At 70.3% G+C, this 26,230-nt stretch carries 29 protein-coding genes; 14 read left to right on the forward strand and 15 right to left on the reverse strand.

The genetic code is table 11. The annotated features are described in order from the left end of the window. Nucleotides 1-55: 55 nt before the first annotated feature. On the reverse strand, nt 56-1,720 hold the full coding sequence (locus IEZ27_RS43460; protein WP_189652590.1) for a CTP synthase: 1,665 nt from the start codon (nt 1,718-1,720) through the stop codon (nt 56-58). Nucleotides 1,721-1,830: 110 nt separating this feature from the next. Between IEZ27_RS43460 and IEZ27_RS43465 the strand changes: the two genes are divergently transcribed. The 3 genes from IEZ27_RS43465 to IEZ27_RS43475 are packed head-to-tail and all read left to right on the forward strand — an operon-like array spanning nt 1,831 to nt 4,515. Further along, nucleotides 1,831-2,517 (forward strand): acyltransferase, encoded by a 687-nt coding sequence (locus IEZ27_RS43465; protein WP_189652591.1) that lies wholly within the window; start codon nt 1,831-1,833, stop codon nt 2,515-2,517. A gap of 44 nt (nt 2,518-2,561) precedes the next feature. Next, the gene (locus IEZ27_RS43470) at nt 2,562-3,689 is read left to right on the forward strand and encodes an NAD(P)H-dependent flavin oxidoreductase (RefSeq protein WP_189652592.1); all 1,128 of its coding nucleotides are present in this window, start codon (nt 2,562-2,564) and stop codon (nt 3,687-3,689) included. Nucleotides 3,690-3,735: 46 nt separating this feature from the next. Next, nucleotides 3,736-4,515: a GntR family transcriptional regulator gene (locus IEZ27_RS43475; RefSeq protein WP_189652593.1), complete on the forward strand. Its 780-nt coding sequence runs from the start codon at nt 3,736-3,738 to the stop codon at nt 4,513-4,515. Here the strand turns inward: IEZ27_RS43475 and IEZ27_RS43480 are convergent. Further along, nucleotides 4,472-6,850: a GcvT family protein gene (locus IEZ27_RS43480; RefSeq protein WP_189652594.1), complete on the reverse strand. Its 2,379-nt coding sequence runs from the start codon at nt 6,848-6,850 to the stop codon at nt 4,472-4,474. The two genes, IEZ27_RS43475 and IEZ27_RS43480, sit on opposite strands and share 44 nt — an antisense overlap. Before the next feature lie 68 nt (nt 6,851-6,918). On the opposite strand from IEZ27_RS43480, the gene IEZ27_RS43485 reads away from it, so the two are divergent. Genes IEZ27_RS43485 through IEZ27_RS43495 form a run of 3 tightly spaced genes read left to right on the forward strand, consistent with a single transcriptional unit; the run spans nt 6,919 to nt 9,631 of the window. Beyond that, nucleotides 6,919-7,824 (forward strand): choline kinase family protein, encoded by a 906-nt coding sequence (locus IEZ27_RS43485; RefSeq protein ID WP_189652595.1) that lies wholly within the window; start codon nt 6,919-6,921, stop codon nt 7,822-7,824. 4 nt (nt 7,825-7,828) lie between these two features. Continuing rightward, nucleotides 7,829-8,434, forward strand: coding sequence for a DUF4126 domain-containing protein (locus IEZ27_RS43490; protein WP_125630267.1), 606 nt, complete (start codon nt 7,829-7,831; stop codon nt 8,432-8,434). Between the two features lie 60 nt (nt 8,435-8,494). Then, complete coding sequence (locus tag IEZ27_RS43495; RefSeq protein WP_189652596.1) at nt 8,495-9,631, forward strand: ScyD/ScyE family protein; 1,137 nt, start codon at nt 8,495-8,497, stop codon at nt 9,629-9,631. Nucleotides 9,632-9,738: 107 nt separating this feature from the next. Here IEZ27_RS43495 and IEZ27_RS43500 read toward each other — a convergent pair whose 3' ends face one another. The 3 genes from IEZ27_RS43500 to IEZ27_RS43510 are packed head-to-tail and all read right to left on the reverse strand — an operon-like array spanning nt 9,739 to nt 12,293. Then, nucleotides 9,739-10,545, reverse strand: a complete 807-nt coding sequence (locus tag IEZ27_RS43500) for an alpha/beta fold hydrolase (RefSeq protein ID WP_189652597.1) — start codon at nt 10,543-10,545, stop codon at nt 9,739-9,741. A gap of 22 nt (nt 10,546-10,567) precedes the next feature. After that, nucleotides 10,568-11,503: an alpha/beta hydrolase gene (locus IEZ27_RS43505; RefSeq protein WP_189652598.1), complete on the reverse strand. Its 936-nt coding sequence runs from the start codon at nt 11,501-11,503 to the stop codon at nt 10,568-10,570. Continuing rightward, entirely contained in the window at nt 11,493-12,293 is an 801-nt protein-coding gene (locus IEZ27_RS43510; protein ID WP_268246121.1) for a glucose 1-dehydrogenase, read from the reverse strand. Before IEZ27_RS43510 ends, IEZ27_RS43505 begins: the two co-directional genes overlap by 11 nt. Nucleotides 12,294-12,454: 161 nt before the next feature. Between IEZ27_RS43510 and IEZ27_RS43515 the strand changes: the two genes are divergently transcribed. The 3 genes from IEZ27_RS43515 to IEZ27_RS43525 all read left to right on the forward strand — a co-directional run bounded on the left by IEZ27_RS43515 (nt 12,455) and on the right by IEZ27_RS43525 (nt 13,979). Continuing rightward, nucleotides 12,455-13,060 carry a hypothetical protein gene (locus tag IEZ27_RS43515; RefSeq protein ID WP_189652599.1) on the forward strand — a complete coding sequence of 202 codons (606 nt, stop codon included), beginning with the start codon at nt 12,455-12,457 and terminating at the stop codon, nt 13,058-13,060. 194 nt (nt 13,061-13,254) lie between these two features. Next, nucleotides 13,255-13,491 (forward strand): PadR family transcriptional regulator, encoded by a 237-nt coding sequence (locus IEZ27_RS43520; protein ID WP_189652600.1) that lies wholly within the window; start codon nt 13,255-13,257, stop codon nt 13,489-13,491. Between the two features lie 2 nt (nt 13,492-13,493). Beyond that, nucleotides 13,494-13,979 carry a hypothetical protein gene (locus tag IEZ27_RS43525; protein ID WP_189652601.1) on the forward strand — a complete coding sequence of 162 codons (486 nt, stop codon included), beginning with the start codon at nt 13,494-13,496 and terminating at the stop codon, nt 13,977-13,979. 179 nt (nt 13,980-14,158) lie between these two features. Here the strand turns inward: IEZ27_RS43525 and IEZ27_RS43530 are convergent, their stop codons facing one another. Both IEZ27_RS43530 and IEZ27_RS43535 read right to left on the reverse strand, forming a co-directional pair. Further along, nucleotides 14,159-14,662: a hypothetical protein gene (locus IEZ27_RS43530; protein ID WP_189652602.1), complete on the reverse strand. Its 504-nt coding sequence runs from the start codon at nt 14,660-14,662 to the stop codon at nt 14,159-14,161. 20 nt (nt 14,663-14,682) lie between these two features. Further along, a complete protein-coding gene (locus IEZ27_RS43535) occupies nt 14,683-15,774 on the reverse strand; it encodes a DNA polymerase III subunit beta family protein (RefSeq protein WP_229824860.1) in 1,092 nt (363 codons plus the stop codon). A gap of 660 nt (nt 15,775-16,434) precedes the next feature. Here IEZ27_RS43535 and IEZ27_RS43540 point away from each other — a divergent pair. The 3 genes from IEZ27_RS43540 (at nt 16,435) to IEZ27_RS43550 (ending at nt 18,293) form a co-directional block, all read left to right on the forward strand. Beyond that, nucleotides 16,435-16,773 (forward strand): hypothetical protein, encoded by a 339-nt coding sequence (locus tag IEZ27_RS43540; protein WP_189652603.1) that lies wholly within the window; start codon nt 16,435-16,437, stop codon nt 16,771-16,773. Between the two features lie 918 nt (nt 16,774-17,691). Next, nucleotides 17,692-18,099, forward strand: a complete 408-nt coding sequence (locus tag IEZ27_RS43545) for a VOC family protein (RefSeq protein ID WP_189652604.1) — start codon at nt 17,692-17,694, stop codon at nt 18,097-18,099. Nucleotides 18,100-18,122: 23 nt separating this feature from the next. After that, complete coding sequence (locus IEZ27_RS43550; RefSeq protein ID WP_229824861.1) at nt 18,123-18,293, forward strand: DUF4186 family protein; 171 nt, start codon at nt 18,123-18,125, stop codon at nt 18,291-18,293. Nucleotides 18,294-18,330: 37 nt separating this feature from the next. Here IEZ27_RS43550 and IEZ27_RS43555 read toward each other — a convergent pair whose 3' ends face one another. Further along, nucleotides 18,331-18,960 (reverse strand): NAD(P)-dependent oxidoreductase, encoded by a 630-nt coding sequence (locus IEZ27_RS43555; protein ID WP_229824862.1) that lies wholly within the window; start codon nt 18,958-18,960, stop codon nt 18,331-18,333. Then, complete coding sequence (locus IEZ27_RS43560) at nt 18,957-19,418, reverse strand: DUF6640 family protein (RefSeq protein WP_229824863.1); 462 nt, start codon at nt 19,416-19,418, stop codon at nt 18,957-18,959. The genes IEZ27_RS43555 and IEZ27_RS43560 overlap by 4 nt, the downstream gene beginning before the upstream one ends. Nucleotides 19,419-19,541: 123 nt before the next feature. On the opposite strand from IEZ27_RS43560, the gene IEZ27_RS43565 reads away from it, so the two are divergent. Then, on the forward strand, nt 19,542-20,231 hold the full coding sequence (locus tag IEZ27_RS43565) for a TetR/AcrR family transcriptional regulator (protein WP_189652605.1): 690 nt from the start codon (nt 19,542-19,544) through the stop codon (nt 20,229-20,231). A gap of 344 nt (nt 20,232-20,575) precedes the next feature. On the opposite strand, the gene IEZ27_RS43570 is transcribed toward IEZ27_RS43565, so the two are convergent. The 3 genes from IEZ27_RS43570 to IEZ27_RS43580 all read right to left on the reverse strand — a co-directional run bounded on the left by IEZ27_RS43570 (nt 20,576) and on the right by IEZ27_RS43580 (nt 22,787). Continuing rightward, complete coding sequence (locus IEZ27_RS43570) at nt 20,576-21,253, reverse strand: hypothetical protein (RefSeq protein WP_189652606.1); 678 nt, start codon at nt 21,251-21,253, stop codon at nt 20,576-20,578. After that, entirely contained in the window at nt 21,253-21,762 is a 510-nt protein-coding gene (locus IEZ27_RS43575; protein ID WP_189652607.1) for a SigE family RNA polymerase sigma factor, read from the reverse strand. The genes IEZ27_RS43570 and IEZ27_RS43575 overlap by 1 nt, the downstream gene beginning before the upstream one ends. A gap of 464 nt (nt 21,763-22,226) precedes the next feature. Beyond that, entirely contained in the window at nt 22,227-22,787 is a 561-nt protein-coding gene (locus IEZ27_RS43580) for a hypothetical protein (protein WP_229824864.1), read from the reverse strand. A gap of 249 nt (nt 22,788-23,036) precedes the next feature. Between IEZ27_RS43580 and IEZ27_RS43585 the strand changes: the two genes are divergently transcribed. Further along, nucleotides 23,037-23,909 carry a serine protein kinase RIO gene (locus tag IEZ27_RS43585; protein ID WP_189652608.1) on the forward strand — a complete coding sequence of 291 codons (873 nt, stop codon included), beginning with the start codon at nt 23,037-23,039 and terminating at the stop codon, nt 23,907-23,909. Nucleotides 23,910-23,966: 57 nt separating this feature from the next. Here IEZ27_RS43585 and IEZ27_RS43590 read toward each other — a convergent pair whose 3' ends face one another. The 3 genes from IEZ27_RS43590 to IEZ27_RS43600 form a co-directional block, all read right to left on the reverse strand. Next, on the reverse strand, nt 23,967-24,911 hold the full coding sequence (locus IEZ27_RS43590; protein ID WP_189652609.1) for a COX15/CtaA family protein: 945 nt from the start codon (nt 24,909-24,911) through the stop codon (nt 23,967-23,969). 79 nt (nt 24,912-24,990) lie between these two features. Then, nucleotides 24,991-25,143 carry a hypothetical protein gene (locus tag IEZ27_RS43595; protein ID WP_189652610.1) on the reverse strand — a complete coding sequence of 51 codons (153 nt, stop codon included), beginning with the start codon at nt 25,141-25,143 and terminating at the stop codon, nt 24,991-24,993. 159 nt (nt 25,144-25,302) lie between these two features. Then, nucleotides 25,303-25,908 carry a PepSY domain-containing protein gene (locus IEZ27_RS43600; protein WP_189652611.1) on the reverse strand — a complete coding sequence of 202 codons (606 nt, stop codon included), beginning with the start codon at nt 25,906-25,908 and terminating at the stop codon, nt 25,303-25,305. Nucleotides 25,909-26,230 lie beyond the last annotated feature (322 nt).

The raw sequence follows: 26,230 nt of genomic DNA on the forward strand, positions 1-26,230 counted from the left end.
TCCGTGGTTACGCAAGCTACCGCCTCCGGACCGAGGCTCGCCGCTCCGGGAACGTTCACTTGCCGACCTTAGTGCTCACGCGGCTGTCCGCGTAGGCGAGGGCGGCGCCGATCAGGCCCTTGAACATCGGGTTGGCGCGGGTGGGGCGGGAGCGGAACTCGGGGTGGGCCTGCGTGCCGATGAAGAACGGGTGCACGTCCACGGGAAGCTCGGTGTACTCCACCAGGCGGCCGTCGGGCGACAGGCCGGAGAAGACCAGGCCGACGTTCTCCAGGCGCTCGCGGTAGGCGTTGTTGACCTCGTACCTGTGGCGGTGGCGCTCGTCGGCCTTGGCCTTGCCGCCGTAGAGCTGCCTGGCCAGCGTGCCCTCGCCGAGCTTGGCGGTGTAGCTGCCGAGCCGCATGGTGCCGCCCATGTCGCGCTCGCCGGCGACGACGTCCTCCTGGTCGGCCATGGTGGAGATGACCGCGTGCTTGGTGTCGGGGTCGAACTCGGCGGAGTTGGCGTCCTCGACGCCGGCCATGTTGCGGGCGGCCTCGATGACCATGCCCTGCATGCCGAGGCAGATGCCGAGCAGCGGGATCTTGCCCTCGCGGGCGTGCCGGATGGCGCCGATCTTGCCCTCGATGCCGCGCACGCCGAACCCGCCGGGGATCAGCACGCCGTCGACGCCGTCGAGCTCGCGCTCGGCGCCCTCGGGGGTCTCGCAGTCGTCGCTCTTGACCCAGCGGATGTTGACCCGCGCGTCGTTGGCGAACCCGCCGGCGCGCAGCGCCTCGGTGACCGACAGGTACGCGTCGGGCAGGTCGATGTACTTGCCGACCAGCGCGATCGTGACCTCCTTGGCCGGACGGTGGACGCGGCGCAGGAGCTGCTCCCACTCCTTCCAGTCGACGTCACGGAAGGGCAGGCCGAGGCGGCGCACGACGTAGGCGTCGAGGCCCTCGGCGTGGAGCACCTTGGGGATGTCGTAGATGGAGGCGGCGTCGACGGCGGAGACGACGGCGTCCTCGTCGACGTCGCACATGAGACTGATCTTGCGCTTGATCGCCGTCTGCACGGGCCGGTCCGAGCGCAGGACGATCGCGTCGGGCTGGATGCCGATGCTGCGCAGCGCGGCCACGCTGTGCTGGGTGGGCTTGGTCTTCAGCTCGCCGGACGGGCCGATGTAGGGCAGCAGCGACACGTGCAGGAAGAAGACGTTGTCGCGGCCGACCTCGTGCCTGATCTGGCGGACGGCCTCCAGGAACGGCAGCGACTCGATGTCGCCGACCGTGCCGCCGACCTCGGTGATCACGATGTCGACGTCGGGACCGGCCATGCCGCGGATGCGGTCCTTGATCTCGTTGGTGATGTGCGGGATGACCTGGACGGTGTCGCCCAGGTATTCGCCCCGCCGTTCCTTGGCGATGACGTTGGAGTAGATCTGCCCGGTGGTGACGTTGGCCGAGCCGTGCAGGTCGGTGTCGAGGAAACGCTCGTAGTGGCCGACGTCGAGGTCGGTCTCGGCGCCGTCGTCGGTGACGAACACCTCTCCGTGCTGGAACGGGTTCATCGTGCCGGGGTCGACGTTGAGGTAAGGGTCGAGCTTCTGCATGGTGACCCTCAGACCGCGACCCTTGAGCAGGCGGCCGAGGCTGGAGGCCGTGAGCCCCTTGCCGAGACTGGAGGCGACACCGCCGGTGACGAACAGATGCTTGGTTTGCGATGCGCTGCGCAAAGGGGCTCCCGTGGCTCGAGGTGTGGCCGAAGTGTCCACGGGCTCTCAGGATATCAAACAACGCCCCTCACATGCCCGAACGACATGACCTAGCGGTAACTTTGGTCCCTATGTCACTCGTACGGCGGGCCATGGGCACGCTGATTCACCGTGCCTACGCGGCGATCCGCTCCGCCGGGGCGATCTCCCCGGCCTCCACCGCGGGATTTCGATTCCGCCGGATCGGCGACGGAGTGAGCATCGCCTTCCCACCCGGGGCGATCTTCGGCGAGCAGTGGATCGAGATCGGCGACCACACGCTGATCGGCGAACGGGTGTCCATCTCCTGCGGCATGTGGCCCGGCGTCGATCTCGGCCCCGGGTCGATCCTGCGGATCGGCGGCTCGTGCTCGATCGGCCGGGGCTCGCACATCGTGGCCCACCAGTCGATCGACATCGGCGAGCACGTCTTCACCGGCCCGTACGTCTACATCACCGACCAGAACCACGTCTACGACGACCCCGAGACGCCGATCGGCAGGCAGTGGCCGCGTAACAGCCCGGTCTCGATCGGGGCGGGCTCGTGGCTCGGCACGGGGGCGATCATCCTGCCGGGCACGGTGCTGGGACGGCAGTGCGTGGTGGCGGCGGGCGCGGTGGTGCGCGGCGAGTTCCCCGACCACAGCGTGGTCGCAGGCGTGCCCGCCAAGCGCATCCGCGGGTACACGCCCGAGCTGGGCTGGCACGCTCCCGGCGGCCCCCCGGAGTCGGCCGCCGGGATCGCCCTGGCGCTCGACGGGCAGACCGGCCCGTCCTGAGAACGGGATGGACCGAACAAGCTTCTGGAGGTTAGCGTCGGTGCATGCGGACCGCCATCTGTGAGCGCCTGGGCGTCGAGTTCCCGTTGTTCGCCTTCAGCCACTGCCGCGACGTGGTGGCCGCGGTCACGAACGCGGGCGGGTTCGGGGTGCTGGGGGCCGTCGCGTACTCGCCGGAGCGGCTCGACGCCGAGCTGACGTGGATCGACGAACGGGTGGGCGGGCGGCCGTACGGGGTGGACGTGCTGGTCCCGGGCCGGATCGACGCCTCGGCGCTGGACCTGCGGGCCCATCTGCTGGACTTCGTACCCGACCGCCACCGCGACTTCGTCACCCACCTGCTGGCCAAGTACGGCGTGAACGCGCCGCCGCAACCGCTGACCGCCGTGGCCGACGAGTTCGGCAGGCGGGTGACCGGCCCGGGGGCAACCGCGCTGATCGACGTGGCGCTCCAGCACCCGATCGGGCTCATCGCCAGCGCGCTCGGCCCGCCGCCGCCGGAGATGGTCGCCGAGGCCAGGGAGGCGGGCGTGCCGGTGGCGGCGCTGGTCGGCACCGTCGAGCACGCCCGCAGGCAGGTGGCCGCGGGCGCGGACATCGTCGTGGCCCAGGGCACCGAGGCGGGCGGGCACACCGGCGAGATCTCCACGATGGTGCTCGTCCCGCAGGTGGTGGACGCGGTCGCGCCGGTGCCGGTGCTGGCCGCGGGCGGCATCGCCTCCGGGCGGCAGATGGCCGCGGCCATGGCGCTCGGGGCCGAGGGCGTGTGGTGCGGCTCGGTGTGGCTGACGACCGAGGAGGCGGAGACGTCCCCGGCGCTGCGGCGCAAGCTGCTGGCCGCCTCGTCGCTGGACACCGTGCGGTCCAGGTCCCGTACGGGCAAGCCGGCGCGGCAGCTCAGGTCGGCCTGGACCGAGGAGTGGGACTCCGGCCAGGAGAGCCCGGGGCCGCTGGGCATGCCGCTGCAACTGCTGCTGGCCGAGGGCGCGATGGCCCGCATCGGCGTGGCGGCCGACCGCGGCGACGCCGGGGCCCTGGAGCTGGTCAGCTATTACGTGGGGCAGGTGGTGGGCCAGCTCGACCGGGTCAGGCCGGCCCGTGACGTGGTGTACGAGATGATCAGCGAGTTCGCCGCCGCCGTCGAGCGCCTGAACGGCCTCACCTCCTCCTGACCGGCCCGGTCACGGCGTCCACCCGCCCACGGGTTACCATGCGCGTGTGGTCGGGACACCGCCTGAGCTGGAGCGTGGCACCGGAGTTCCCGCGCACACGCAGATCGAGAAGTGGTTGCTGGAGGCCATCTCCTCCGGCGAGATGACCCCGGGCGACCGCCTGCCCGGCGAACGGGAGCTGGCCGCGCGCCTCGGCGTGAGCCGGATGACCCTGCGCCAGGCTCTGGCCACCCTCGAACACGACGGCGTGCTGATCAGGCTCCCCGGCAGGTCGGGCGGCGCGTTCGTGGCCGAGCCGCGCATCGAGTGCGACCTGACCGGCCTGGCCGGCTTCACCGAGCAGATGCGCCGGGCCCACCTGCGGGCCGAGGCGAGGATCCTGACGGCCGCCACCGTGCCCGCGTCCGCCGCGGTGGCCGCCGCGCTCGGGGCCGCGCCGGGCGAGCCGGTGCACGAGGTGGCCCGGGTGCGCTCGGCGGGCCGTTCGCCGGTGGCGCTCGAACGTTCCTTCTTCCCCGCCCTGCCCGGGTTCCTCGGCGAGGATCTCGGCGGCTCCCTCTACGCCCTGCTCGCCACCCGCTACGACCTGGAGCCGCGGACCGCCGTCGAGCACCTCGACCCCGTGATCGCCGGTCCGGAGGAGGCCGCCGAACTGGGCATCGCGGCGGGCGCGCCGCTCATGCGGATCGAGCGCACGGCCTACGCCGCCGACGGCACCCCGGTCGAGTACGCCCGCGACCTGTTCCGCCCCGACCGCGTACGCCTGTCGGTGCGCAGCGGCGTCACCGCACCCGCGAGCCCGCCGGGTCGTACCGCGGCTCCCTGACGACGACGCCCGGCACCCACTCCCCCTCGACCTCGACCTCGACCGCCGCCCCCGGCCCGACCGGCAGGTACGCGTACGCGATCGACTCCTTGACCGTGTAGCCGTAGCCGCCGGAGGTGACGCGGGCCACGACCTGCCCGTCCACCCGTACGGGCTCGTTGCCGAGGGCGACCGCCCGGGGGTCGGACAGGACGAGGCAGCGCAGGCGGCGGGCCGGGTCGGGGTCGAGGGCGTCCCGGCCGAGGAAGTCCTTGCCGGGCTTGACGCAGAACCCGAGCCCGGCCTCGTACGGCGTCGTCTCGGGGCCGATGTCGGCCCCCCACACCCGGTAGCCCTTCTCCAGCCGCAGGCTGTCGATGGCCCGGTAGCCGCCCGCGGCCAGGCCGTGCGGCTCGCCGGCCCGCCACAGCGTCTCCCACAGCGCGCGGCCGTACTCGCTGGAGCAGTACAGCTCCCAGCCCGCCTCCCCCACGAACGTCACCCGCAGCGCCAGCGCGGGCACGTCGCCCACAGTGAGCTCGCGCGCCGACATGAACGGGAAGTCCAGCGGGTCCGGGGTCAGCCCGGACAGGATGTCGCGGGCCTTCGGGCCCCACAGGGCGAAGCAGGCGTACTGGCCGGTGACGTCGGCGATCCGGGCGGCCGACCCGGTGAGCGCGGCCTGCCTGCGCAGCCAGGCGAGGTCGCGGGAGCCGGACGCGGTGCCGGTGACGATCAGGAACTCCTGCTCGCCGCGCCTGGTGACGGTGAAGTCGCACTCGATGCCGCCGCGCCGGTTCAGCGCCTGGGTGTAGGTGACGGCGCCCACCTGGCGGGCGACGCGGTTGTCGCACACCCACTCCAGCAGGTCGGCGGCGCCGGGCCCGGTGACCTCGATCTTGGCGAACGAGCTCTCGTCGAACAGCCCGGCCGCGGTGCGCGTGGCGCGGTGCTCGGCTCCCACGGCGGGCGACCACAGCCGTCCGGCCCAGCCGCGGGGGCGTTCGTCCTCGTCCGCGGGGGCGGCGGAGTAGTGGTTGACCCGTTCCCAGCCCGCCTTCTCGCCGAAGACGGCGCCGTGGGCGGCGTGCCAGGCGTAGGCGGGCGAGACCCGCAGCGGGCGCCCGGCCGCGCGCTCGTGACCCGGGTAGCGGATGTCGTAGTACGTCTCGTAGTTCTCGACCGAGCGCTTGACCGTGTACGACGGCGACCGGTACCGGCGGCCGAAGCGGCGGACGTCCATGTGGTGGACGTCCATGCCGGGCTCGCCCTCGACGATCCACTCGGCCATGACCTTCCCGATGCCGCCCGCGCCCGCGATGCCGTGGGCGCAGAACCCGGCCGCCACGAAGAACCCGCCCACCTCGGTCTCCCCCAGGCAGAACTCGTTGTCCGGGGTGAACGCCTCCGGCCCGTTGATCAGCTTGCGGATGCCGACGTCGGCCGTCGCGGGCACCCTGATCCTGGAGTTGGCGGAGATCTCCTCGAACCGGGGCCAGTCCTCGGGCAGCAGCTTGCCGTTGAAGCCGGCCGGCACGGCGTCGTAGGAGGTCTCGGAGGCGGTCCAGGGGGCGCAGGTGCGCTCGTAGCCGCCCATGACCAGGCCGCGCACCTCCTGCCGGTAGTAGACGAGCAGGTCGGGGTCGCGCAGCGTGGGCAGGACGGGGTGGTCGTGGCAGGCGTCGGTGACGACGTACTGGTGGGACATCGGCACGATCGGGATGCGCACGCCGGCCATGCGGCCGATCTCGGCGGCGAACATGCCGCCGCAGTTGACCACGACCTCGCAGGCGATGTCCCCCTGGTCGGTCCGTACGCCGGTGACGCGCCCGCGTTCGACGTCGATGCCGAGCACGCGCGTACGGGTGCGCACCCGTACGCCGCCCTCGCGGGCCCGGGTCGCCAGCGCGTAACAGAGCATCGAGGGGTCGATCTGGCCGTCGGTCGGCAGGTACGCCGCCCCCACCACCCCCGCCGGGTCCATCAGCGGGAACAAATCCACCGCCTCGGCGACCGAGATCTCCTCCAGCGGCAGCCCGAACGTCCTGGCCCAGCCGATCTGGCGGCGGATCTCGGCCATCCGCTCCGGCGTCGAGGCCAGCTTGATCCCGCCGCACTCGGTCCACCCGGCGTCGAGGGTGCGGTAGAGCTCGACGGAGTACTGGTTCATCCGGGTCAGCGTGGGGTCGGAGCGGAGCTGGCCGACCAGGCCCGCCGAGTGGAAGGTGGAGCCGCTGGTGAGCTCGTCCCGCTCCAGCAGGACGACGTCGCGTTCGCCGAGCCGGGTGAGGTGGTAGGCGACGGACGCGCCGCCCACCCCGCCGCCGATGATCACGATGCGGGCCGAGTCGCTCATGGTCGCGAGGCTAACCTCCGTACCGTAAAAGGTCTAGACCGTTTAGGACGGCGGAGCTAGCATCGACCATGGCTCTCGCCCAGGTTCTCGACCGCATCCCGCTGCTGTCCGGCCTGCCGCGCTCCGTCGAGGAGCTGCCCGGCGGAATGACCAACCGCAACTACAAGGTCACCACCCCCGACGGGGCCTACGTCGTACGGGTGACCGCCAGCGACGGCGCCCTGCTGCGCATCGACAAGGACGCCGAGCACGCCGACTCGATCGCCGCCGCGCGGGCCGGGGTGGGGGCGCCGGTGCACGGCTACCTGCCGGACGCGGGCGTGCTGGTGATCGGGTTCCTGCCGGGCCGGACGTTCACCGAGGCCGATCTGTGGGAGCCGGCGAACCTGCCGAGGGTGGCGGAGGTCTGCCGGCGGCTGCACGCGGGGCCGCGTTTCGTCCGGGACTTCGACATGTTCGAGGTGCAGCGGGGGTATCTGCGGATCGTCCAGGAGCGAGGTTTCCGACTTCCGGCGAAATATCTGGATTTCATGCCCGCCGCCGCAGAAATCAGGAAATGTCTGGCGGTGCGCGCCGAGCCCACCGTCCCCTGCCACAACGATCTTCTCCCCGGCAACATCGTCGACCGCGGCGACCGCCTCCACCTCATCGACTACGAGTACGCCGGCAACAACGACCCCTGCTTCGAGCTCGGCAACCTCTGGAGCGAGGCCGACCTCCCACCCGGCCACCTGGACGAACTCGTCACCGCCTACTACGGCCGCCGCCTGCGCCACAAGATCGCCCGCGCCCGCCTGCTCGGCCTCATGTCCAAGTACGGCTGGACCCTGTGGGCCTCCATCCAGGACGGCGCGAACGACACGATCGACTTCGACTTCTGGTCCTGGGGCATGGAGAAGTACGAGCGTGCGGCGGCCGAGTTCACCCGGCCGGGCCTGGCCCGCGTGATGGAGGCCGCGGCGGGGGCAGACTAGGGGGATGTTCGCCGCGCTGACCGGTCTCGGGCTCTCCACCGCCGCCGGCCTGAACGCCTACATCCCGCTCCTGGTCGTGGGCGTGCTGGCCAACTTCACCGACAGGGTGAAGCTGCCCGACGGCTACTCCTGGCTGTCCAACTGGGGCGTGCTGGCGATCATCGCGGTGCTGCTGCTCGCCGAGATCGTCCTGGACAAGGTGCCGGCCGTCGACAGCGTCAACGACGCCGTCCAGACCGTGGTGCGCCCGGCCTCGGGCGGCGTGGTCTTCTCCGCCACCAACGCCGCCGCCGAGATCGACCACTCGACCTGGATGACCGCGAACCCGTGGGCCGGCTGGCTGCTGGGCATCGCGATGGCGCTGGCCGTGCACACACTGAAGGCGACGGCCCGCCCGGTGATCAACGCCGGCACGGCGGGGGTCGGCGCGCCCGTCGTGAGCACCGCCGAGGACGCCGGCTCGCTCGGCATGAGCCTGATCGCGGTGTTCCTGCCGCTGCTGGTGATCGTCGTACTGCTGCTGCTCGTCCTGCTGGCCTGGTGGACGATCAGGCGCGTACGCCGCCTGCGCGCCCGGCGCAGGATCCGGCGAAATCCACCGCCAGGCTGAGTACGCCTCACCCTGCGGGCTGATCCGCTCCCCCGCCCCGCGCTCCTACGGTGATCTCCCATGAAGCGAGTCATCATCACGGGGGGAGTCGCTGCTCTCGGCCTGGCCGCGTCGGTCGCGCCCGTCCCGGCGTCAGCGTCCGCGCAGGCGAGCGTCACGGTCGTCGCCTCCAAGCTCGACGGCCCGCGCGGCCTGACCTTCGGCCCCGACGGCGCTCTCTACGTCGCCGAGTCCGGTTCCGGCGGGAAGATCAAGTGCGCGACCGTGCCCGCCGAGCCGGGCGGCGAGGCGAGCAAGGTCTGCCTCGGCCTCACCGGGAAGATCTCCAAGCTGGCCGACGGCAAGCTGACCACCGTGATCAAGGACCTGCCCTCGACCGCTTCCGACGGGCTCGGCACCGGCCCGCACGACGTGGCCTTCGCCGCGGACGGCTCCATGCTGGTGCCCATCGGCTTGGGCGGCGACGGCAAGCTGCGGGCCAAGCTCGGCCCGAAGGGCAGGACCCTGGGGACGCTGCTGAAGATCAAGGACGGCACGTCGTCCGTCATGGGCGACCTGCTCGCGTTCGAGGTCAAGCACAACCCCGACAAGAAGGACAAGGGCAGCACGATCGACTCGTATCCGTTCGCGGTCGTGCCGACCCCACAGGGCGGCGCGCTGGTCACGGACGTGGGCGCCAACGACGTGCTCCAGGTCAGCGCGTCGGGCAAGGTGACGCTGCGGGCGGTGTTCCACGCGCGCAAGGTCGCGGCGCCGGCCATGCTGAAGCTGCCCAAGGGCAGCAAGGTGCCGATGCAGTCGGTGCCCATGGGCATCGCGGCCGCCCCCGACGGCTCCTATTACGTGGCCGAGCACGCCGGGTTCCCGCAGCCCGAAGGGGTGGCCAGGGTGTTCAGGCTGGCCGGCAAGAAGGCGGAGACCGCCGTCAAGGGCTTCACGACCGCGGTGGACGTCGCCTTCGACGGCTCGGGACGGCTGCTCGTGCTCGGCTCGGTCGGCCCGGTGCCCTCCGACCACCAGCCGCGTACGTCGCTCTACCGCATCGAGGCCGACGGCAAGCGCACCGAACTGCTCAAGCCGGGCACGCTCACCGTGCCGCTGGGCATGGCGGTCGCCACCGACGGTTCGGTCTACGTGTCGAACAAGGGTTTCACCCCCGGCAAGGGCGAGATCGTCCGGGTGGAGCTGCCCTCATAGACGTGTGAGCGCCATGGCCCCCAACCCCCTGTGCGCGCTCACACGAAGGGCCCGGCAGCAGCGTCCGCGCTGCCGGGCCCTTCATCATGTCCTCTTCTCCGGCCCCTTCAGCGCGCCCTCAGCCAGCCCTCCAGCAGGCGCACGAACTCCGCCGGGCGCTCCTCGTGCAGCCGGTGGCCGGAGCCCTCCCAGCACACGACCTTCGAGCCCGGCTGCTTGAGCAGCCCCTCCTCCCAGGCCGCGCGCCCGGGATCGGCCCAGATCGACAACGCCGGACAACCCCTGCGGGCCAGGTGGTCGTCGCTGGCCGGTCGCACGCCGATGGCCCCGGGCGCGGTGAACATGGCCTCGAACGCCTCGGCCAGCACGTGCGGTGGCATGCCGTACAGGCGGCGTTTGTGCCAGCGTCTGATGACGGCGGGGGTCGCGGAGGTGGTGCACCACCTGTCGATCTCCTCGGCGACGGCGTGCGCGTGCTCGCCGCGCAGGCCCGCGATCATCTCGGGGAAGCTCCCGGCGAGGTCCTGGCCCATGCCGTAGCCGGGGTCGAGGGTGACGAGCGCCCGTACGCGCCCCGGGTGCTCGACCGCGAGGATGGAGACGACCTGGCCGCCCATCGAGTGGCCCACCGCGATCACCTCGGGGACGTCGAGGCGGTCGAGCAGCACGTTCAGGTCCTCGGCCATCGCCCGCGGGGTGTTGCCGGTCTCCGGGACCGAGGAGTAGCCGTGGCCGCGCAGGTCCACGGTGATGACGCGGTGGCGGGCGGCGAGGGCGTCGATGTGCCAGGACCACTGGTGGGAGTCGGCGCCCCAGCCGTGCACGAGCAGCAGCGGCGGGTCGTCCGGGCCGCCGCCGGAGCCGTCGTCGGTGTAGAAGAGCCTGATGGTTGGCGAAATTTCGGCGTGTGGCATGAAATTTCCCTTTATTTGGGCGCTATTTGAGGGCGCGGATGGCGGCGCACACGCGGTCCATGGCGTCGCCGGCCGCGGGCAGGATCGGGCCCGTGCCGAAGAAGCCGTGGAACAGGCCCTCGTACCGGATGCTCTCGGTCTCGACGCCGGAGTGGCGCAGGTGGCGGGCGTACGCCTCGCCCTCGTCGCGCAGGGGGTCGTGCCCGGCCGTGATCACCAGCGCCGGCGGCAGCCCGCGCACGTCCGCGCCCAGAGGCGAGCCGTACGGCTCCCCGCGCCGCCCTTCGTCGGGCTGGTAGCAGTCCCAGAACCACCGCATGTGCGCCGTGGTCAGGAAATATCCCTCGCCGTTCTGGTCGTACGAGGGCCAGTGGCGGGTGGCGTCCGTGGCGGGGTAGACCAGCACCTGCAGCACGATCGGCGGCCCGCCCTCCTCCCGCGCCCGCAGGCAGGTGACGGTGGCCAGGTTGCCGCCCGCGCTGTCGCCCGCCACCACCAGCGCCCCCGGATCGGCGCCGAGCGCGTCCGCGTGCTCGGCGGCCCAGCGCGTGACGGCGAGGGCGTCCTCGACGGCGGCCGGGTAGGGGTGCTCGGGCGCGAGCCGGTAGTCGGCGGCGACCACGACCGCCCCGGCCCCCGCGCAGATCTGGCGGCAGACGCCGTCATGGCTGTCCAGCGACCCCAGCGTGAACCCGCCGCCGTGGAAGTACACGACCAGGGGCCGCGCTGCCGTCCCCGCCGGTGTGTCGTCCGCGGGCCCGGTCTCCGGCGGCCAGTAGACGCGTACGGGCACGCCCGCGGCGTCGCGCTCCTCGACCCGGTCCAGGGGCAGCGGCTCGGGAGCCGGGACCGAGGCCAGCACCCGCCGCGCCTCGACCGGGTCCCACGGCCCCTGCCCCTTGGGGAAGAACTCGCTCATCAGGTCGATGACCGCGCGGGTCGGCTCGTCAACGGCCATCTCCGGCCCCCTTCTCCTCCGGCGCGGCCGCGGCCCGGCCCGGTGGCGGGCCGAGCAGCGCGGTCTCGCCCGCCGTCCAGCCGCCGTCGATCGCCAGTTCGGCGCCCGTGACGTACGAGGCCGCGTCGGACAGCAGGAACACGATGGCCTCGGCGACCTCCTCGGGCTCGCCCCACCGCCCGGCGGCGGCCAGCGGGAACGTGCCCTCGCCGGAGACCGCTCCGAACGCGGTCGTCATCGGGGTGACGATCATCCCGGGATGCACCGAGTTCACCCTGATCCGGTCGCGGGCGAACTCCAGCGCCGCGATCTTGGTCAGGCCGCGTACGCCCCACTTGGACGCACCGTACCCGCCTGTGCCGGGCAGCGCGGTCAGCCCCGCGACCGAGGAGAGGTTCACCACGGCGCCGCCGCCGGACGCCCGCATGGCGGCCACCACGGACTTGAGCCCAAGGAACACACCGACCAGGTTCACCCGGAGCACCCGCTCGAAGTCGTCCAGCGATTGCTGTTCGATGGTGTGCGCGGTGGCGATGCCCGCGTTGTTCACGAGGCCGTCGAGCCGCCCGTACGCCTCCACGGCCGCGGCCACCACGGTGTCCCATTGCCCGGGATCCGTCACGTCGTGGGGGACGAACGTGCCGCCGACCTCCTTCGCGGTGGCCGTTCCCTCCTCGGTGAGCACGTCGGTCAGCACGACCCGGGCGCCGCCCGCCGCGCACCTGCGTGCCGTGGCCGCCCCCATCCCCCTGGCACCGCCCGTGATGATCACTACCTTGCCGTCGAGCACGCGTACCCCTCATCCGAGACGACCGAACATGAGCACTGAAACACGTGCCCGCGTCCCCGATCAAGAGCTTGCTCGGCCCACTCGGCGGAACCCGCGATCCCCGCCGGGCGTTGAACCCCTCGCCCGTCGAACTATCCTTCTAGACAACGAATCCACGGGAGGTGGCGGAGATCAGCGAGTTCCTTGTCATCGTGCTGGCCGTCCTGGCGTTCCTCCTGCTGCTGACCGGCGTGGGCGTCTACCTGCTGGTCAAGCTGGGCAAGAAGGCCGCCAAGAAGGCCCGGCAGGCCACCACCCGGCTGACCACGCACGTCAACGCCATGGGCACCGGCGACGCGGCCGAGGTCGAACGCCTCCGGCTCGACCTGCGCCGCGAGGTTGCCCTCACCCGCCAGGCCGTCGAGCAGGCCCAGCAGCGCGGGTGGGGTCTCGGCGACCTGCCCCGGCTCATAGCCGACCTGTCGGCCCAGGCCGACGTGCACGACGGCCAGCTCGGCATGTACGCCCAGCAGCGCCGCGTGTCGCCGTACATCGACCATGCCGCCCTCGACCAGCTGCGCGGGCACCAGGCCAAGCTGACCGCCATGTGCGCCCGCATCCGCGCCGACCTCCTGGGCGACCAGATGCACCACACGTCGTCGGGCATCGACGACCTGCACGCGCGGACGGAGCTGGAGATCGAGGCCCGCCGCCGCCCGCCGGACCCGCTGGACCAGATCGACGAGCTCTACCGCCGCTCGATGCAACAGCGCAACGACCACTCCTGACCGACCCCTGAGCCGGCCAAGCGCCCGCCCCCGGCCGCCGGCGGCCACCCAGCCCCCGACCACGTTCGCCGCCGCCCCGGGGCATCGCCGGCCCGGTCACCTGGACACGACTGTCACCCGGGCCAACCGCGAGCGCCACGACAAGGCCGTTTGTGGTTCTCCCGCAAGCGGCGCCCCGGTCAGGTGATTCGGATATGCCACTACGCGAACAGAGCTACCTCGTGCTGCTGGCCCTTTCCGACGGCCCACTGCACGGTTACGGCGTGATCAAAGCCGTACGCGAGCTGTCGGAGGACCGTGTACGCCTCGGGGCGGGCACTCTCTATGGCGCGCTTGACCGCCTCACCGAAGCGGGGCTCGCCCGTGTGGTCGGCGAAGAGGTCGTGGACGGCCGGCACCGCCTCGGCGCACGACTCCAGCCCGGGAGGTGATCATGGATGCCTACGAACGCCACTGCCGGCTCCTCGCGCGGGCCTACCCGCTCCGATATCGGCAGACGCGGGGCGAGGAGCTGATCGGCACGCTGCTGGACCTGGCCAAGCCGCAGCAAACCAGGCCGACCCTGCGTGACTCACTCGACGTCGTACATGGCGGTATCGCCCTGCGCCTGCGCGAACGCCCGCCGCTGGGGCACTGGGCGCTGTATCGCCTGTTCCACAAGCGCCTGCCCTACACCTATCGCTGGTGGGCACGCGACGACTTGCTCGGTTCGCGCTACCTGGCGCGGCAGTGCGCGACGTGGCTGCTCGCGACATCACCCCTATGGGCCTTCATCGGTTTCATGCCCATCGAACTGGTCCACACGGTGATCCTCTCGACACTCATCCGCATGCTCGGCTTCCTCCCGCAGCGGTCCCTGCGCCTCTGCCAGCTGAGGAGACACGAATTCAACCTGGACCTGCAGGGCAACTCGCCATAGGTGGCCGGAGAGTCGGCGGCGCCGACGTTGACGGCACGTGTATGCGGCCATTTGCTGAACAGGCTGGTCGACACCGACCGGCGCCGTGTTGTCTACCGGCGCCCTTTCCGACAACTTCGCCCGGAAGGGACAACGTCGGTCTGGCCCTTGGGCAGGAGCGTGCCGGCCGAGGACGTGCGTCATGCGGTGTGGGCGGAGGCTCGCTTGGCGGTGTCCCGCCGGGTGATGGCCTCGGCCACCTGCTCGATGGCGGCACGCAACATGGCGCCGTAGGCGTCCTGGGGAAGGTTGGGGGCATGTTCCTTGGCCGCGTCAATGTGTTCGGTGGCGGCGTCGAACGACGCCAGCCGGCGGTAGTTGTCGGCAAGGTTGAGGTGCAGAGACGGGTAGAAGCCCGCGACGTGAAGACCGGCATGATGCTCCTGGACGCGCTGCTCGGTCACGGCGTCGGCGGCGTCCAAGGCCCGGATGTCCCAGGCCAGGGCCGTGGCGGGGTCGTCGTAGAGGTCTGCCAGGTAGTGGGCGAGGGTGCAGCGGTGCAGCGGGTCGCCGGTGACACCGATCACGGACCAGAGGTCCAGGAGCTTTCGGCGAGCGGAGGCGGTGTCGCCGGTCTGTCCTTCTGCGACGGCCTGGCCGATGGCTGCCATGGTCGGGTCGGGGCTGATGGAGGCGTCGGTCATGGAAGTAGGTGTCCTCTGTCTCAGGCGGAATGGTCGGGTTCGATGGGCATGGCCAACGTGGTGAGGTCGCCGCGGTCGGCTGAGCGGATCGTGACGGGCTGGTCGGGTCCTCGCAGGTCGAGCAGTACGTCGGAGCCGATGGCGGTGCTGACGGCCGGATAGAGCGTGGTCAGCTCGAAGGAGATCTGGAGATTGCGGCCCGTCACGGTGGCCGGTAGCGGGTGGTCGGGGCTCCGGCCATCGGTCCTCAGAACGTTCAAGCCGTGATCGGTCACGCGCAGCGAGATCCGCGCGCCCGGATGCTCTTCGAGAGCTCGCAGGAGGAGATCCTTCGTGGCCATCACGCGGGTCGTGACCTCGGACAACGACGCGAGCATCAGCCGGTGGTCGGGGAACTCCTCCGTCAGCAGCCGACAGTGCCGGTCCGCCCGGTCCGCCATGCGCAGCCAGATTCCGTACGGCGTCGCTTCGACTCGCACCAGCGCGCTACGGCGCAGCTCGGCGACTGCGGCTCGCAGTTCGTCACCGTCGACCGTGGCCGCCCAGGCCGCGGCCGCCGGTTCGGCGGGGACCAGGGTCCGGGTCGAGAGACGGTAGCGGTCGGTCGCGGTCAGTGTGACGGATTCATGGGTCGCCTCCACGCGCAGCCCTCGTAGTACGGGCATCCACGGATCGCATGCGGTCGCGGTCAGAACCTGCTCGATCGCGTCAGCCAGCACGGGGCCCTTCAGCGCGGCAACCCGCAGACCTGGTGCGGACGCGAGCGACGCCTTGATCAGGGCTGCCTTCTGCTGTACCGCCACCGCGTCCCCGAGAACCATCGTGACGTGCTCGTCGATCAGCCGGGACGCTTCATCGGGCTCGGCGTCGAGGACCGCCTCGACAACGGTGAGTGGCATGGCGATCTCGCGGAGCTGACGAAGCTCGCGCGCCCGGGCCACCTGGTCGGCGCTGTAGTAGCGGTAGCCCGAGACGGGGTCGACCTTGGCGGGCGGAAGCAGGCCGGAGTCGGCGTAGAACCGCAAAGCGCTCGAGGTCAGACCGCTATGTTGGGCGAAGACCCCGATCGGCATCAACTCAGAGTTCGGCACCCGGCCATCATCGAGCTTCAACCAACTCGAAGGTCAACGCGGGCTGGTGTGCCCTGCCTCGGCGGCGGTCGCCCTCTCCGGCCACGGAATTCCACGGCATGGCGCGCAGCCGGTAGAGCGCGGGATCGAAAGCGGGCGCGTGGCCCCTTCGACCCCTTGGCCTTACGGCGGGCCTCCTGGGGCCGGATGCGTCTTGGTGGTCAGCCCGCCACGCGAGCGCCCCGGCGCGTGAGCCCGAGCAACAGCGGAGTCCGCGTTGGTGGTGCGCAGGCCATCGCTGGACCTCACTTCGGCTGCGGCCCCGTTGACCCGCAAGGTTTGGTCCGTGCGTTCAGTCGCAACAAGACGTGCGCCCAGCCCTAACACGTGACGCGGTCGATCATGCGAGAGTTGAGGCGAAAGTTCACCTCTTCTCCCGACGCTCGGAGAACTTCTCAGCCATCTGGAAGCGCAGTCCCGGCATCGCTGGGATCACCCTCGCTCGACGCTCATCACAGCCCGGAGCGTAGATCGCGGCGTAACCACTGACATCCATCCGGCGTGCCGATCGCCCGCCACGAGTGGACCGCCACCCCATGCGCGTGGCTCCCCATCTCAGCCGTCTCCGCCTCAACTCGCAGATCAAGGCTGTCCTGACAGCGCCCATCGACATGGGCTGTTCACGAATCGAAGGAGATGAACATGACAACCGTCAAAACCAAGATCGCCGCTCTGAGCTTGGCGTTCACCACGGCCGCAGCCGTGGCCGGAGTCATCGGGGCCGGTCCCGCGTCGGCCGGTTCCGCATCGGCCCTGGACCAGTGTTCGGACCGCGGCTGGGCCAATGTGGGCCTGCTGGACAGAGGGTGGTCGGGCAACACCGGATGGGCGATCATCATGTACTGCGGCTGGGAATTCAACAGGGGATTCACCATCGACGTGAAGAGCGGGCCCGACCCGGCGTGCGTGTACCTCGATCACGGCGAAATGGCCCTACTGAGCTGGAACGACGGTTCCTACCGCGGCATCAAGTACTGCTGAGCGGCTTTCCGTCCCCGTGAGCCCTCTCCGACCTCGCAGCGCTGGTCGGCGTGGTCGCAGGAGGCCGGGTTGAGGTGAGGCTCCCGCTAAGACGGGCGCGGCCGGTCGGGTCGCCCCGGACGTCTCAGTCCGGAGCGACCCGACCGGTACCGCCGACACTTTCGCCCTGCTCAGCTGATGTGGCCTTGTTCTGAAGCCATCTCACCGTTCCTGGGAGCACCGCCGTGAACGCTGAGCACCCCAAGCGTCGGCTCGCCGTCCAGCGCCTCGTACGGGTGTCAAACGCCGGCTGCCGGGCCCATCGCGAAGCGCGCCGGCAGGTGGCCGATCACGAGCGGCAACACGATCCCGGCTCCGAAGCGACCAGCGCGAGCAGGATCGGGGAACGGCGCTCCTCACGCCGTTCCAGCCCCTGAACCGTCGAGCGGCGACCCACCGTGGCCAGGAACCGGCGCCGCTCGCGTGGGCCGCGCCGGCAGGTGCTCGACACTCTGAGTGGTCAACGCCCCTGTGGCAGAGCGGGCCATACCTGCTGACCGCACCAACGTGCACAGTTGTACGGCCAGTCCCGAGCGCGCTTCCGGCCCCGACCCGGCGCATCCAAGAACGCGTGCTCGCACGAGGTCGGCGTGAAGTACTTGATCAACTCCTCGCGCCCGATGTCTGGGAACGACCGATACCGCGCCTGCCGCAGCAGCCGGACCATCGAAACCAACCGGTCGGCGCGCAATGGAGAGCCTGACGGCAATACACGACACAGGATGTCGTAATTCGTTGGGAGGCTTAACGGGTTCAGGCGCGCGAGCAGTTCCCGCGGGAGCCCGCACCCCGGCGGTCGGTCACTGCCAGGTCCGGATATCCGCGCATGCCCGCTGCTGCGGTCCTGGCCGTTCGCAATTCACCACGAAGGAGCGTCAGATGGGGTCCCAACTCAACCCGTGCCTCGCTTTCAACGGGAACGCCCGGCAGGCGATGGAGTTCTACCGCGACGTCTTGGGCGGAGAGCTGGAGATGGGCACGTACGCCGAGTTCGGCTCGCCGGACGCACCCGCCGACAAGATCATGCACGCCACGCTCCGCACCCCGGACGGCTACACGCTGATGGGCTGGGACGTACGGGAAGAGATGACCCACACCCCGGGCAACAACGCTGCGATCTTCCTCGGCGGCGACGACGTCCAACTCCGGGGCTACTTCGAGAGGCTGTCCGTCGGCGGCACCGTGACGTTGCCCTTGGAGAAGCAGTCGTGGGGGGACGAGGCCGGCTCGCTCGTGGACCGGTTCGGGATCACCTGGATGGTCGACATCACCCACCAGCAGTCCTGATCGACCACGGACCCGAACCGGTGATGGACGAGTTGGATGCCGGGCCGCACCAGCTCGGGCAGCACCACTTCCGCGCAAAGTTCCTGCTCCGTGGCCGGGACCGTGCGGTGGTCGACCTGCGCGGCATCACAACCGTCCGCGGACAGGCCGAGGAGCGGGCCGAGCACCGGCCGGCAGCTGCGCCGCCGCCTTGAGCGATACGAGCCGGCGTGATGATGCTCAGGGCGTAGGTCAGCGGGATATCTCGATGGTGGACCGCCAGCTCGTCTGATCATCGAGATGGTTGAGCATGTAGTGCGCGAGATCGGCACGTGACAGGGTACGCGGGCGTGGCAGGTGCTGGTTGGCGGCTGTCCGGTACTCGCGGGTGAGCTCGCCGTCGGTCAGCTTCGGCGGTCGGACGATGGTCCAGTCCAGGTCGCTGGTGGTGACTATGTCCTCCATCTTGGTCATATCGGTGTAGAGGTGGCGGTACAGCGGCCGGACCACACCGCCGATCAGCAGTCGCCGGCTCAGTGGTGCGGTCGGGGGCAGGCTGAGACTGGCTGAGGTGACGCAGGTCAGTCGGCGCACTCCGCTGTCCCGCATGGCCGCGATGATGCCGGTCATACCTTGCGAGTAGACGGTCGTGGGACGTCGATCGGCGCTTCCGAGGCACGACAGCACCGCGTCGTGGCCGGCGAGCACCCGGCGCCAGCCATGAGGTTCCAGCACATTGCCCGACAGGATCGTCAGGCGGGCATGGCCGGGGATCGATTCGGGGGTACGTGCTACGGCGGTGACGCGGTGGCCGGAGCCGAGTGCCTGGTCGAGCAACCGCGCGCCGAGGCCACCGCTCGCGCCGAAGACGAACAGCCTCACGACGTGACCTGGCGGCGGCGCGTCACGGCGAGGATCACCGCGATGGCGAGGACCGCGCAAGTGACGGCGGCCATGAACAGCTGGCCGTGCAAGCCGAGAACGAACTGGGTTTCGTCCTTGAATTCCGGGTCGTACGTGGCTGTGCCGGGGAACAGCAGCGCGGGGAACATGCCGGCCCACGGTACGGCCACGATGCCTGCCGACCACAGCAGGCGGGAGTGCGTGTCCCCATGGCGGCGGACCAGCAAGAGCAGGGCGAGCAGTCCGAGAGCCAGCGACGTGACGATGTACTGCGCGTCGTGGAACTTGGCGTGTGGGGGCCAGGCCGGGTTGTACATGTGCTCGTGGGCCGTGTCATGGAGGACCAGGTCGAACAGGAGCGCCCCCAGGGCGGTCTCGACCGCCACCAGGGCGATGAGAACGCGCGGCAGGGCCCAGTGTCGCTTCGATGTCGTCACGCTTACCTCTCACGATGATTGGAGACGTGCCATGAGTGTAGTGACTACATTGACGTTGTCGATACACGAATAGAGTCACACTATTTATGTATCGACCGCCGCAAGAGCTCGTACGCTTGGCCCATGAGCGAGATGACGAGTCGGCGGGACCGCAAGAAGCACCAGACGCGGCAGGCCATCGGCGAGGCAGCGATGCGGCTCTTCCTCGCGCGGGGATTCGACGCCGTCACCATCGCCGATGTGGCCAGGGAGGCCGACATGGCGGTCCAGACGGTCTTCAACCACTTCCCGACGAAGGAGGACCTCTTCTTCCAGGAGCGCGACAGCTTTGTGGCAGCACCGAGCGCGGCCATCAGGAGCCGGCGAGACGACGAATCGATCGCACAGGCTCTGGCCCGCGGCTACCTGCGGCTGCTCAGCGACTATCACGTCGCCGGCCTGCTCGTGCAGAGCGTCGAGTACCAGCGGACCATGGACGCCAGCCCTGCACTGCGCGGCAGGGAACTGGAGTTGCGCCGGGAGCGAGAAGAACTTCTCGCCGCCACCTTGGCCGAGGACATGCCGCCGCAGGAAGATCCGCTACGCCCGAGGTTGGTGGCGGCACTCGCATCGGCCATCGACCGGGTGCTGGACGGGGAGTTCCGGCACCGACTGCTCGCGGGGGAGGGCACCAGCGAGGTCCGGGCCTCGCTGACGCCTTTGGTCGAAGAACTGTTCGGCACCATCGAGGCCGCCTGCCGGCACCTGGATGAACCCCGGGTCGAGAATCTTCGCCGCACGCTCCGCGACCCTGCGCGCCGATCACCCGCCTGAGCCCAACCTTCAAGATCATTTCGGTTGAGATCGACTCGCGGTATCTGTCGGCGATCGTGAACCAGTTGCGTGCCCAGGGTGTGCCGGTCAAGGACGAGGACGTGGCGCGGCTGCCCCCGCTGGGCGACGCCCACCTCGACTGCCTGGGCCGCCACACGATCGCCTCCGCGGCCCCGACGGAGGGCCTGCGGCCGTTCCGAGCGGCCGCGTTGCCCGAGGCCAAAGCACTACCAGATCTTTCTCCGGGTGATTTTCGACGTGGAGAAGCAGGAGTGCCATCTCGATCTGGCGGTCTTGGGCAGCGTCGTTCAGGGCGTATGGTCGGTGGACCATCAGGCTCGTCACTAGAGTGGGATTCGCTGCAGGACCTCCCCCTTGGCGCCGGTGAAGACGAGTTTCCGCACGTCGGCTCCGGAGGGATACTCCACGGCCCACACCCCGAGCCCCGCTCCGACACCTCGTGTGAGGTTCCCCGGCAGCTTTCTCCCGTCCTTTGTGACAGCCGTCATCCCGTGAACGACGTCCTTCGACACACCGAGCCAGACGTCTACACCGCGAAGCCTGCCCTGCCTGCGGGCGAACTCGTCGGCGGCGAGTGGCGGAAATCCGGAGCAGGAGCTACCGTTCGGCCCGCTCTCGCAAAGGACGGGCCCTTTCTTGCGGGGCGCGTCGCTCAGCCACATGACAAGCGGTGGCACGGAGGCGATCTTTCCCTTGGGGGGATACTTCTTCTTCAGTTCCGCGAATCCCTTGTAGGTGGGCCGTGGCGTGGCTGTGGCGGACGGCTTGGCCGTAGCGGCCGGCGCGGCGGGCACAGCGACGGCGTCCCGCTGCCCCGGCCACGGGCCGACCGTCCAGGCCGCGACGACGGCCGCGACCGTCCCCGCCGCCGTGATCGCGGCGACGGCCGCACGACGACGTCTGCGCATGGCGCGTCCTGCCGCAATGGCATGGTTCACGTCCACGGCGGTAGGCGGCTGCTCCTCGCGCGCCAACGAGTCGAACACCTGCTTGCCATCCATCAGCATTCCTCCGCACGTGCTAGACGGGATTCCGGCTCGCCGAGCATCGCGCGTAAGGTGGCGAGGCCGCGGGCGGTCTGGCTCTTGACGGTTCCGCTGGAGCAGCCCAACATGTGGGCGGTCTGCTCCACACTCAGATCGCAATGAAAACGCAGGACGAGAGTGGCGCGCTGGCGCGGAGGGACGGCGGTGAGGGCGCGATGGATATCCATTGCCATGTCCCGGTCGCCGCCTTCGAGCAGCCGGTCGGACACCGCGGACGTCAGTCGTACCCGCGAGAACCAGCCCCTTCGCTGTTCGGCGAGGAAGACCCGGATCAGCATCACCCGTACGTAGGCGTCGAGGTCGTCGGCCGCCCGCGCCTTTCGCCATTTGACGTAGAGCCGGGTTATCGCTGTCTGTACCAGGTCGTCCGCGCGGTGCCAGTCCTGGCACAACGCGTAAGCGATCTTCCGCAACCAGGACAGCCGGCCCCTCACATAGGCGCTGTACTCCTCATCGAGGCTCATGGGGCTCCCAGATAGATGGCTTCACATCAGAGGAGATGCCGCCAGGCCGGACATGGGTTGCATGGAACGGGGTCGGCTACGGAGTTTCCTCTCCAGATGATTCCGTACCACCAAGATCGGTATCGAAGGCGTGATCCGACAACTGAACGTGGGCACCGACAGTGACCTTGTCGGCGTGCTCCGGCCGCGTGCCGGTCTTCTCGGAGGCGCGGACGTTCTTCAACAAGAACGCACCCCATCCCCGTCTGCTGAGCCAGGAGGCACCGGTGGGGATGGATCGTCCTCGCGCTGTTGGAGGAATTTCTGGTGGCAGGCACTGTTGCGGGACGGGGCGGTCGTCGTCAGTGCGGTGCCGTCGGCGACCCGCATCGGCATGGGCACAGCCCTCCTGCCATGCACATGTCTCTACTCAGAGCGACGGACCAGCAAGAAGACGCTCACCCTTCGAGGAACGCAGCAGCAAATCAGGCCCGGCCCCACCCCTCGTAGATCAGCGCGGCCAGCTCCGCCTCAGTGACGCCCCTCCTGACCAGCGCCTTGGTGGCCTGGGCCTGGGCAGTCGTCGGCAGCCGGCCCTCGATCAGCACCGGCAGCGACAGCCGGCGCACCAGCACCTCCGAGGCCGAGATCCCGTACGGGCGGCGCGTCACGGCCACGTTGACCCGCAGCGCGTGCTCGTTGCCGGGCGGGACCCCGGGACGGTCGATCTCGACGGCCGAGTAGCGGAACCCGTTGGCCAGGTCGCAGGGGGCACATCCGGCCGGGCCGCGGCTCAGCCTGCCGCCGCACTCGGCGCACGTCAGGCGGTCGTAGGCGGCGTCCACCACCCGCCAGGGGTGCCGGTCGGGCTCGTCCACCACCATGCGGGCGATGAGCCGTTCGTCCTGCGGCTCCACGTCGCCGAACTCCTGGCGCAGGAAGGCGTGCCAGCCCTCCTCGACCAGCTCGTCCACCAGGCCGGCGCAGCGCTCGCAGTCCGGCGCGCCGGCGGGCTCCCAGTGTCCGCACATCTCGCATCGCCGCATGTCCGCACCGTACAAGGTGGTCAGATCGGGTCGCACGGCAATTTTCGGGCCACCGCTTATTCGGTTGCGGGGGTCGTGCCGGGCGCGGCATACTCGGCCGCGTTGATCGCAGCGACGCGAAGGGAGGCTGAGACCGTGACGACCGTTGCCCGCGTGCCGTTTTCCGCGCCCTCAGACCTTCCCACCAGGCGTTCGCTGACCTGATCCGCTCGGCGAGCCGGTGGGCCTCAAACCTGGAGACATCCCACCGTGCCCAAGCACTCGCAACACCGCAGCCGTGGCAAGTTCGCGCTCGACGCCGACGACATCGAATGGCTCGAAAGCACCCCTGAGACCGATGACGGCCCGCCCGAGGGCGACCGCTGGTCCACCTGGGACCAGAGCACGCCCACCGAGAAGGGCCCGAAGCCGTACCCCGACTGGCTGGTCACCGAGCTGGCCGCCGTCGACACCGAGCACGGCCTGCTCAAGACCGGCAAAGAGGCCGACGTCCACCTGATCTCGCGAGGGGTGCCCGGCACCGACCGGGTCTGCCTTCTGGCCGCCAAGCGCTACCGCTCGTCCGAGCACCGCCTGTTCCACCGGGACTCCGGCTACCTGGAGGGCCGCAGGGCCCGCGAGAGCCGGATGAACCGGGCCATGGCCAACCGCACCGCCTTCGGCAAGCAGGTGATCGCCGCGCAGTGGGCCGTCGCCGAGTTCGAGGCGCTCTGCCGGCTCTGGGAGCTGGGGGTGCCGGTGCCGTACCCGGTGCAGATCGTGGGGACGGAGATCCTTCAGGAGTTCGTCGGCACCCCCGACGGGTACGCCGCCCCGCGCCTGGCCCAGGTCTCCGACGGCCTCGACGACCTGTGGAAGCAGCTCGTGGAGGCCATGGTGACCTTGGCCGGGGAGGGGCTGGCGCACGGGGACCTGTCGCCGTACAACCTGCTGGTGCACGAAGGGCGGCTGGTGATCATCGACCTGCCGCAGATCGTGGACGTGATCGCCCACCCGGCGGGCCCGTCGTTCCTGGACCGGGACGCCCGCAACGTGGCCACCTGGTTCGCCGCCAAGGGCGTGGCCGCCGCGGACCCGGACACGCTCGCCGACCTCCTCCGCAAGGAGTCCGGCAGGACATGACCACGCGCGACCTAGGGGCGGGGGCCAGGCACCGAGCGCCCGCGCGGGGCCGTACCGCTAGCGGAGCGCGTGGACCAGCCGGAGCTGCGTCTCCCCCACGTCCGCCGGGGTCCGGGTGTCGAGGAGTACGCGTACCGCGCCCACCCACACGAACGCCGAGCCGAGCAGGTGGGCGAGGATGACGACCTCGGCGAGGTCCGTCGCGACCTGCGTCAGGCCGACGAGCCCCTGGGCGAGGAGCGCGACGAGGAACAGCGTCGTACGCCGGTGCGCGGCCGAGCGCGGGTCGCGCCGCGTCCGGAGCCACAAGGCGACGGCGAGGCCGAAGGCGAGGGTGGCGGCGGCCCCGTGCAGCCAGGTCATCACCGTCCAGTTGAACGGCATGCGCGGCACGTCGGAGGAGTCGCCCGCGTGCGGTCCGGTGCCGGTGACGATCGTGCCGAACACGACCAGCACCGCCACGGTGGCGAGCAACGCGACCGGCAGGCGGCCCACCGGCGCGGCGAGAGGCCGTGCGGGACGGTCGAGCAGCCGGGTCTTGTGCCAGACGACCGTGGTGGCGGTCAGGAACAACATGGCGGCCAGGAAGTGCGCGGCGACGAGGTACGGGCTCAGCCGAGCCCACACGGTGAGCCCGCCGACGACCGCGTTCAGGATGACGATCCAGAACTGCACCCACCCCCACCGCGTCAGCGCGGGCACGGAGCGGCGCTGCAACCGGGAGACGACGATGAGCCAGCCGACGGCGACGCACACGACCCCGGACAACACCCGGTTGGAGAACTCGATCGCGCCGTGCACCCCCAGCTCGGGAGTGGCGGCGAAACCGTTGTCGGAGCAGCGCGGCCATCCGTCGCAGCCCAGCCCGGACCCGGTCAGCCGGACGACGCCGCCGGTCACGATGATCATCAGGCTGGTCGCCAGCGCCGCGCTCGCGGCCAGCCGCAGGGCGCCGCGCTCGAAGCCGACCCGGGCGGCCAGCCACTGGAAGGGAGTCGTCATGAGGGAAGAGCTCTCTCTGCTGCTCAACGAACCGCCGCACACCGGCGCAGACCACAAAAAACGCGATCAAGACTTTACTCTACAACCCGTAGAGCTCCCACCCCACCTCGGTCACCTCGCCTCGTAGGTGGGAAGGCCACTCCCCGGCAGCCAGCGCGATCGAGGCGAGAAGGGCCATCCCCCGGCGGCTGGCCGCGACCGAGGCGGAGGTCGCGGGTGCTGGGGTTGCCACGCGGCTCAGGGTCAGACCCAGCAGTCGCGAGCCGGCCGCGAGGCAGCCGCGGACCAACCGCGGCTGCCCATGGTCAGGTAGGTGCCCACCTCCGACCGCCGGCCAGGCGGGTGGCCGCCTCCGACCGTCCGTCGGTCGGAGGCGGCCAACTCCCCTTGCTCAGCTAGTGGCGTTCTTCTTGGTGACTGTGCCGGTGGCGGCGTCGACCATCACCTCGTGCTTGGTCCCGTCCGGGGTCACCACGTCGGCTTCCCAGACGCCCTTGCCGTTCTCGGTGCCGAGCTTGAGCTCGGTGACATGCCCCTCGGGCACGGCGGCTACGATCTTGTCGGCTGCCTGCACGTAGTCGAGCTTGGCGGCTGCGACGAGATCACGACGCTTGGCCTTGACCTGCGCGTCCTCCTGCTTGGCTGTCGGGCCCTTGACGACCTTGCCGGACTGCACGTCCATCTCGTGTTCGGTGCCGTCCGAGCCGACGACCTTGACCTCCCAGAGCTTGCCGTTCTGCTCGCTCTCGATGGATACGAGCTTGGAACCGGGCACCGCGTCCAGGGCGACCTTCGCGGCCTCCTTGAGCTGTCCGGCCCCCGGCATCATGGTCGAGCTGCCCGGCGACGGGGACATGGTCCCTGTGGCCGGCGGGCTTCCCATACTGGGAGCCGGTGACGGTTCGACGGCGAACTGGTCGAGCTGCCGAACGGCGCCGCCGCAGCCGGCGGCCAGCACCGCCGCACCGACCAGCGCCCCGATGATCGACTTGTTCATACCAGGACCGCTGCCCCAGGAACCCACCTTCATTCCCGCAGGTCAGCAGCCCCGCCCCCACGGACGGCAAACCCGAACACGGCAAGCGCCCAGCCCCGGCGACACACGCGGCAAACCGGAACGCCACCCGAACACGCAAGCGACGAGCCCGGCCCCCGCAGACCACAAGCCCGGCCCCACGCGCCCGCACCCCTACGAACACATTCCGTATTCCAATGCACGCAATCTGTGACCAAGGTCGGCTCTGAGCGGCTATCCAAGAATCGGTGAACAGTGAGCCGCAGCGTGAGTTGACCTCTGCGCTTCGGCCGGCTCGGACGAC

Origin of the sequence: Nonomuraea spiralis (genome assembly GCF_014648435.1) — a bacterium.
GTDB lineage: Bacteria > Actinomycetota > Actinomycetes > Streptosporangiales > Streptosporangiaceae > Nonomuraea > Nonomuraea spiralis.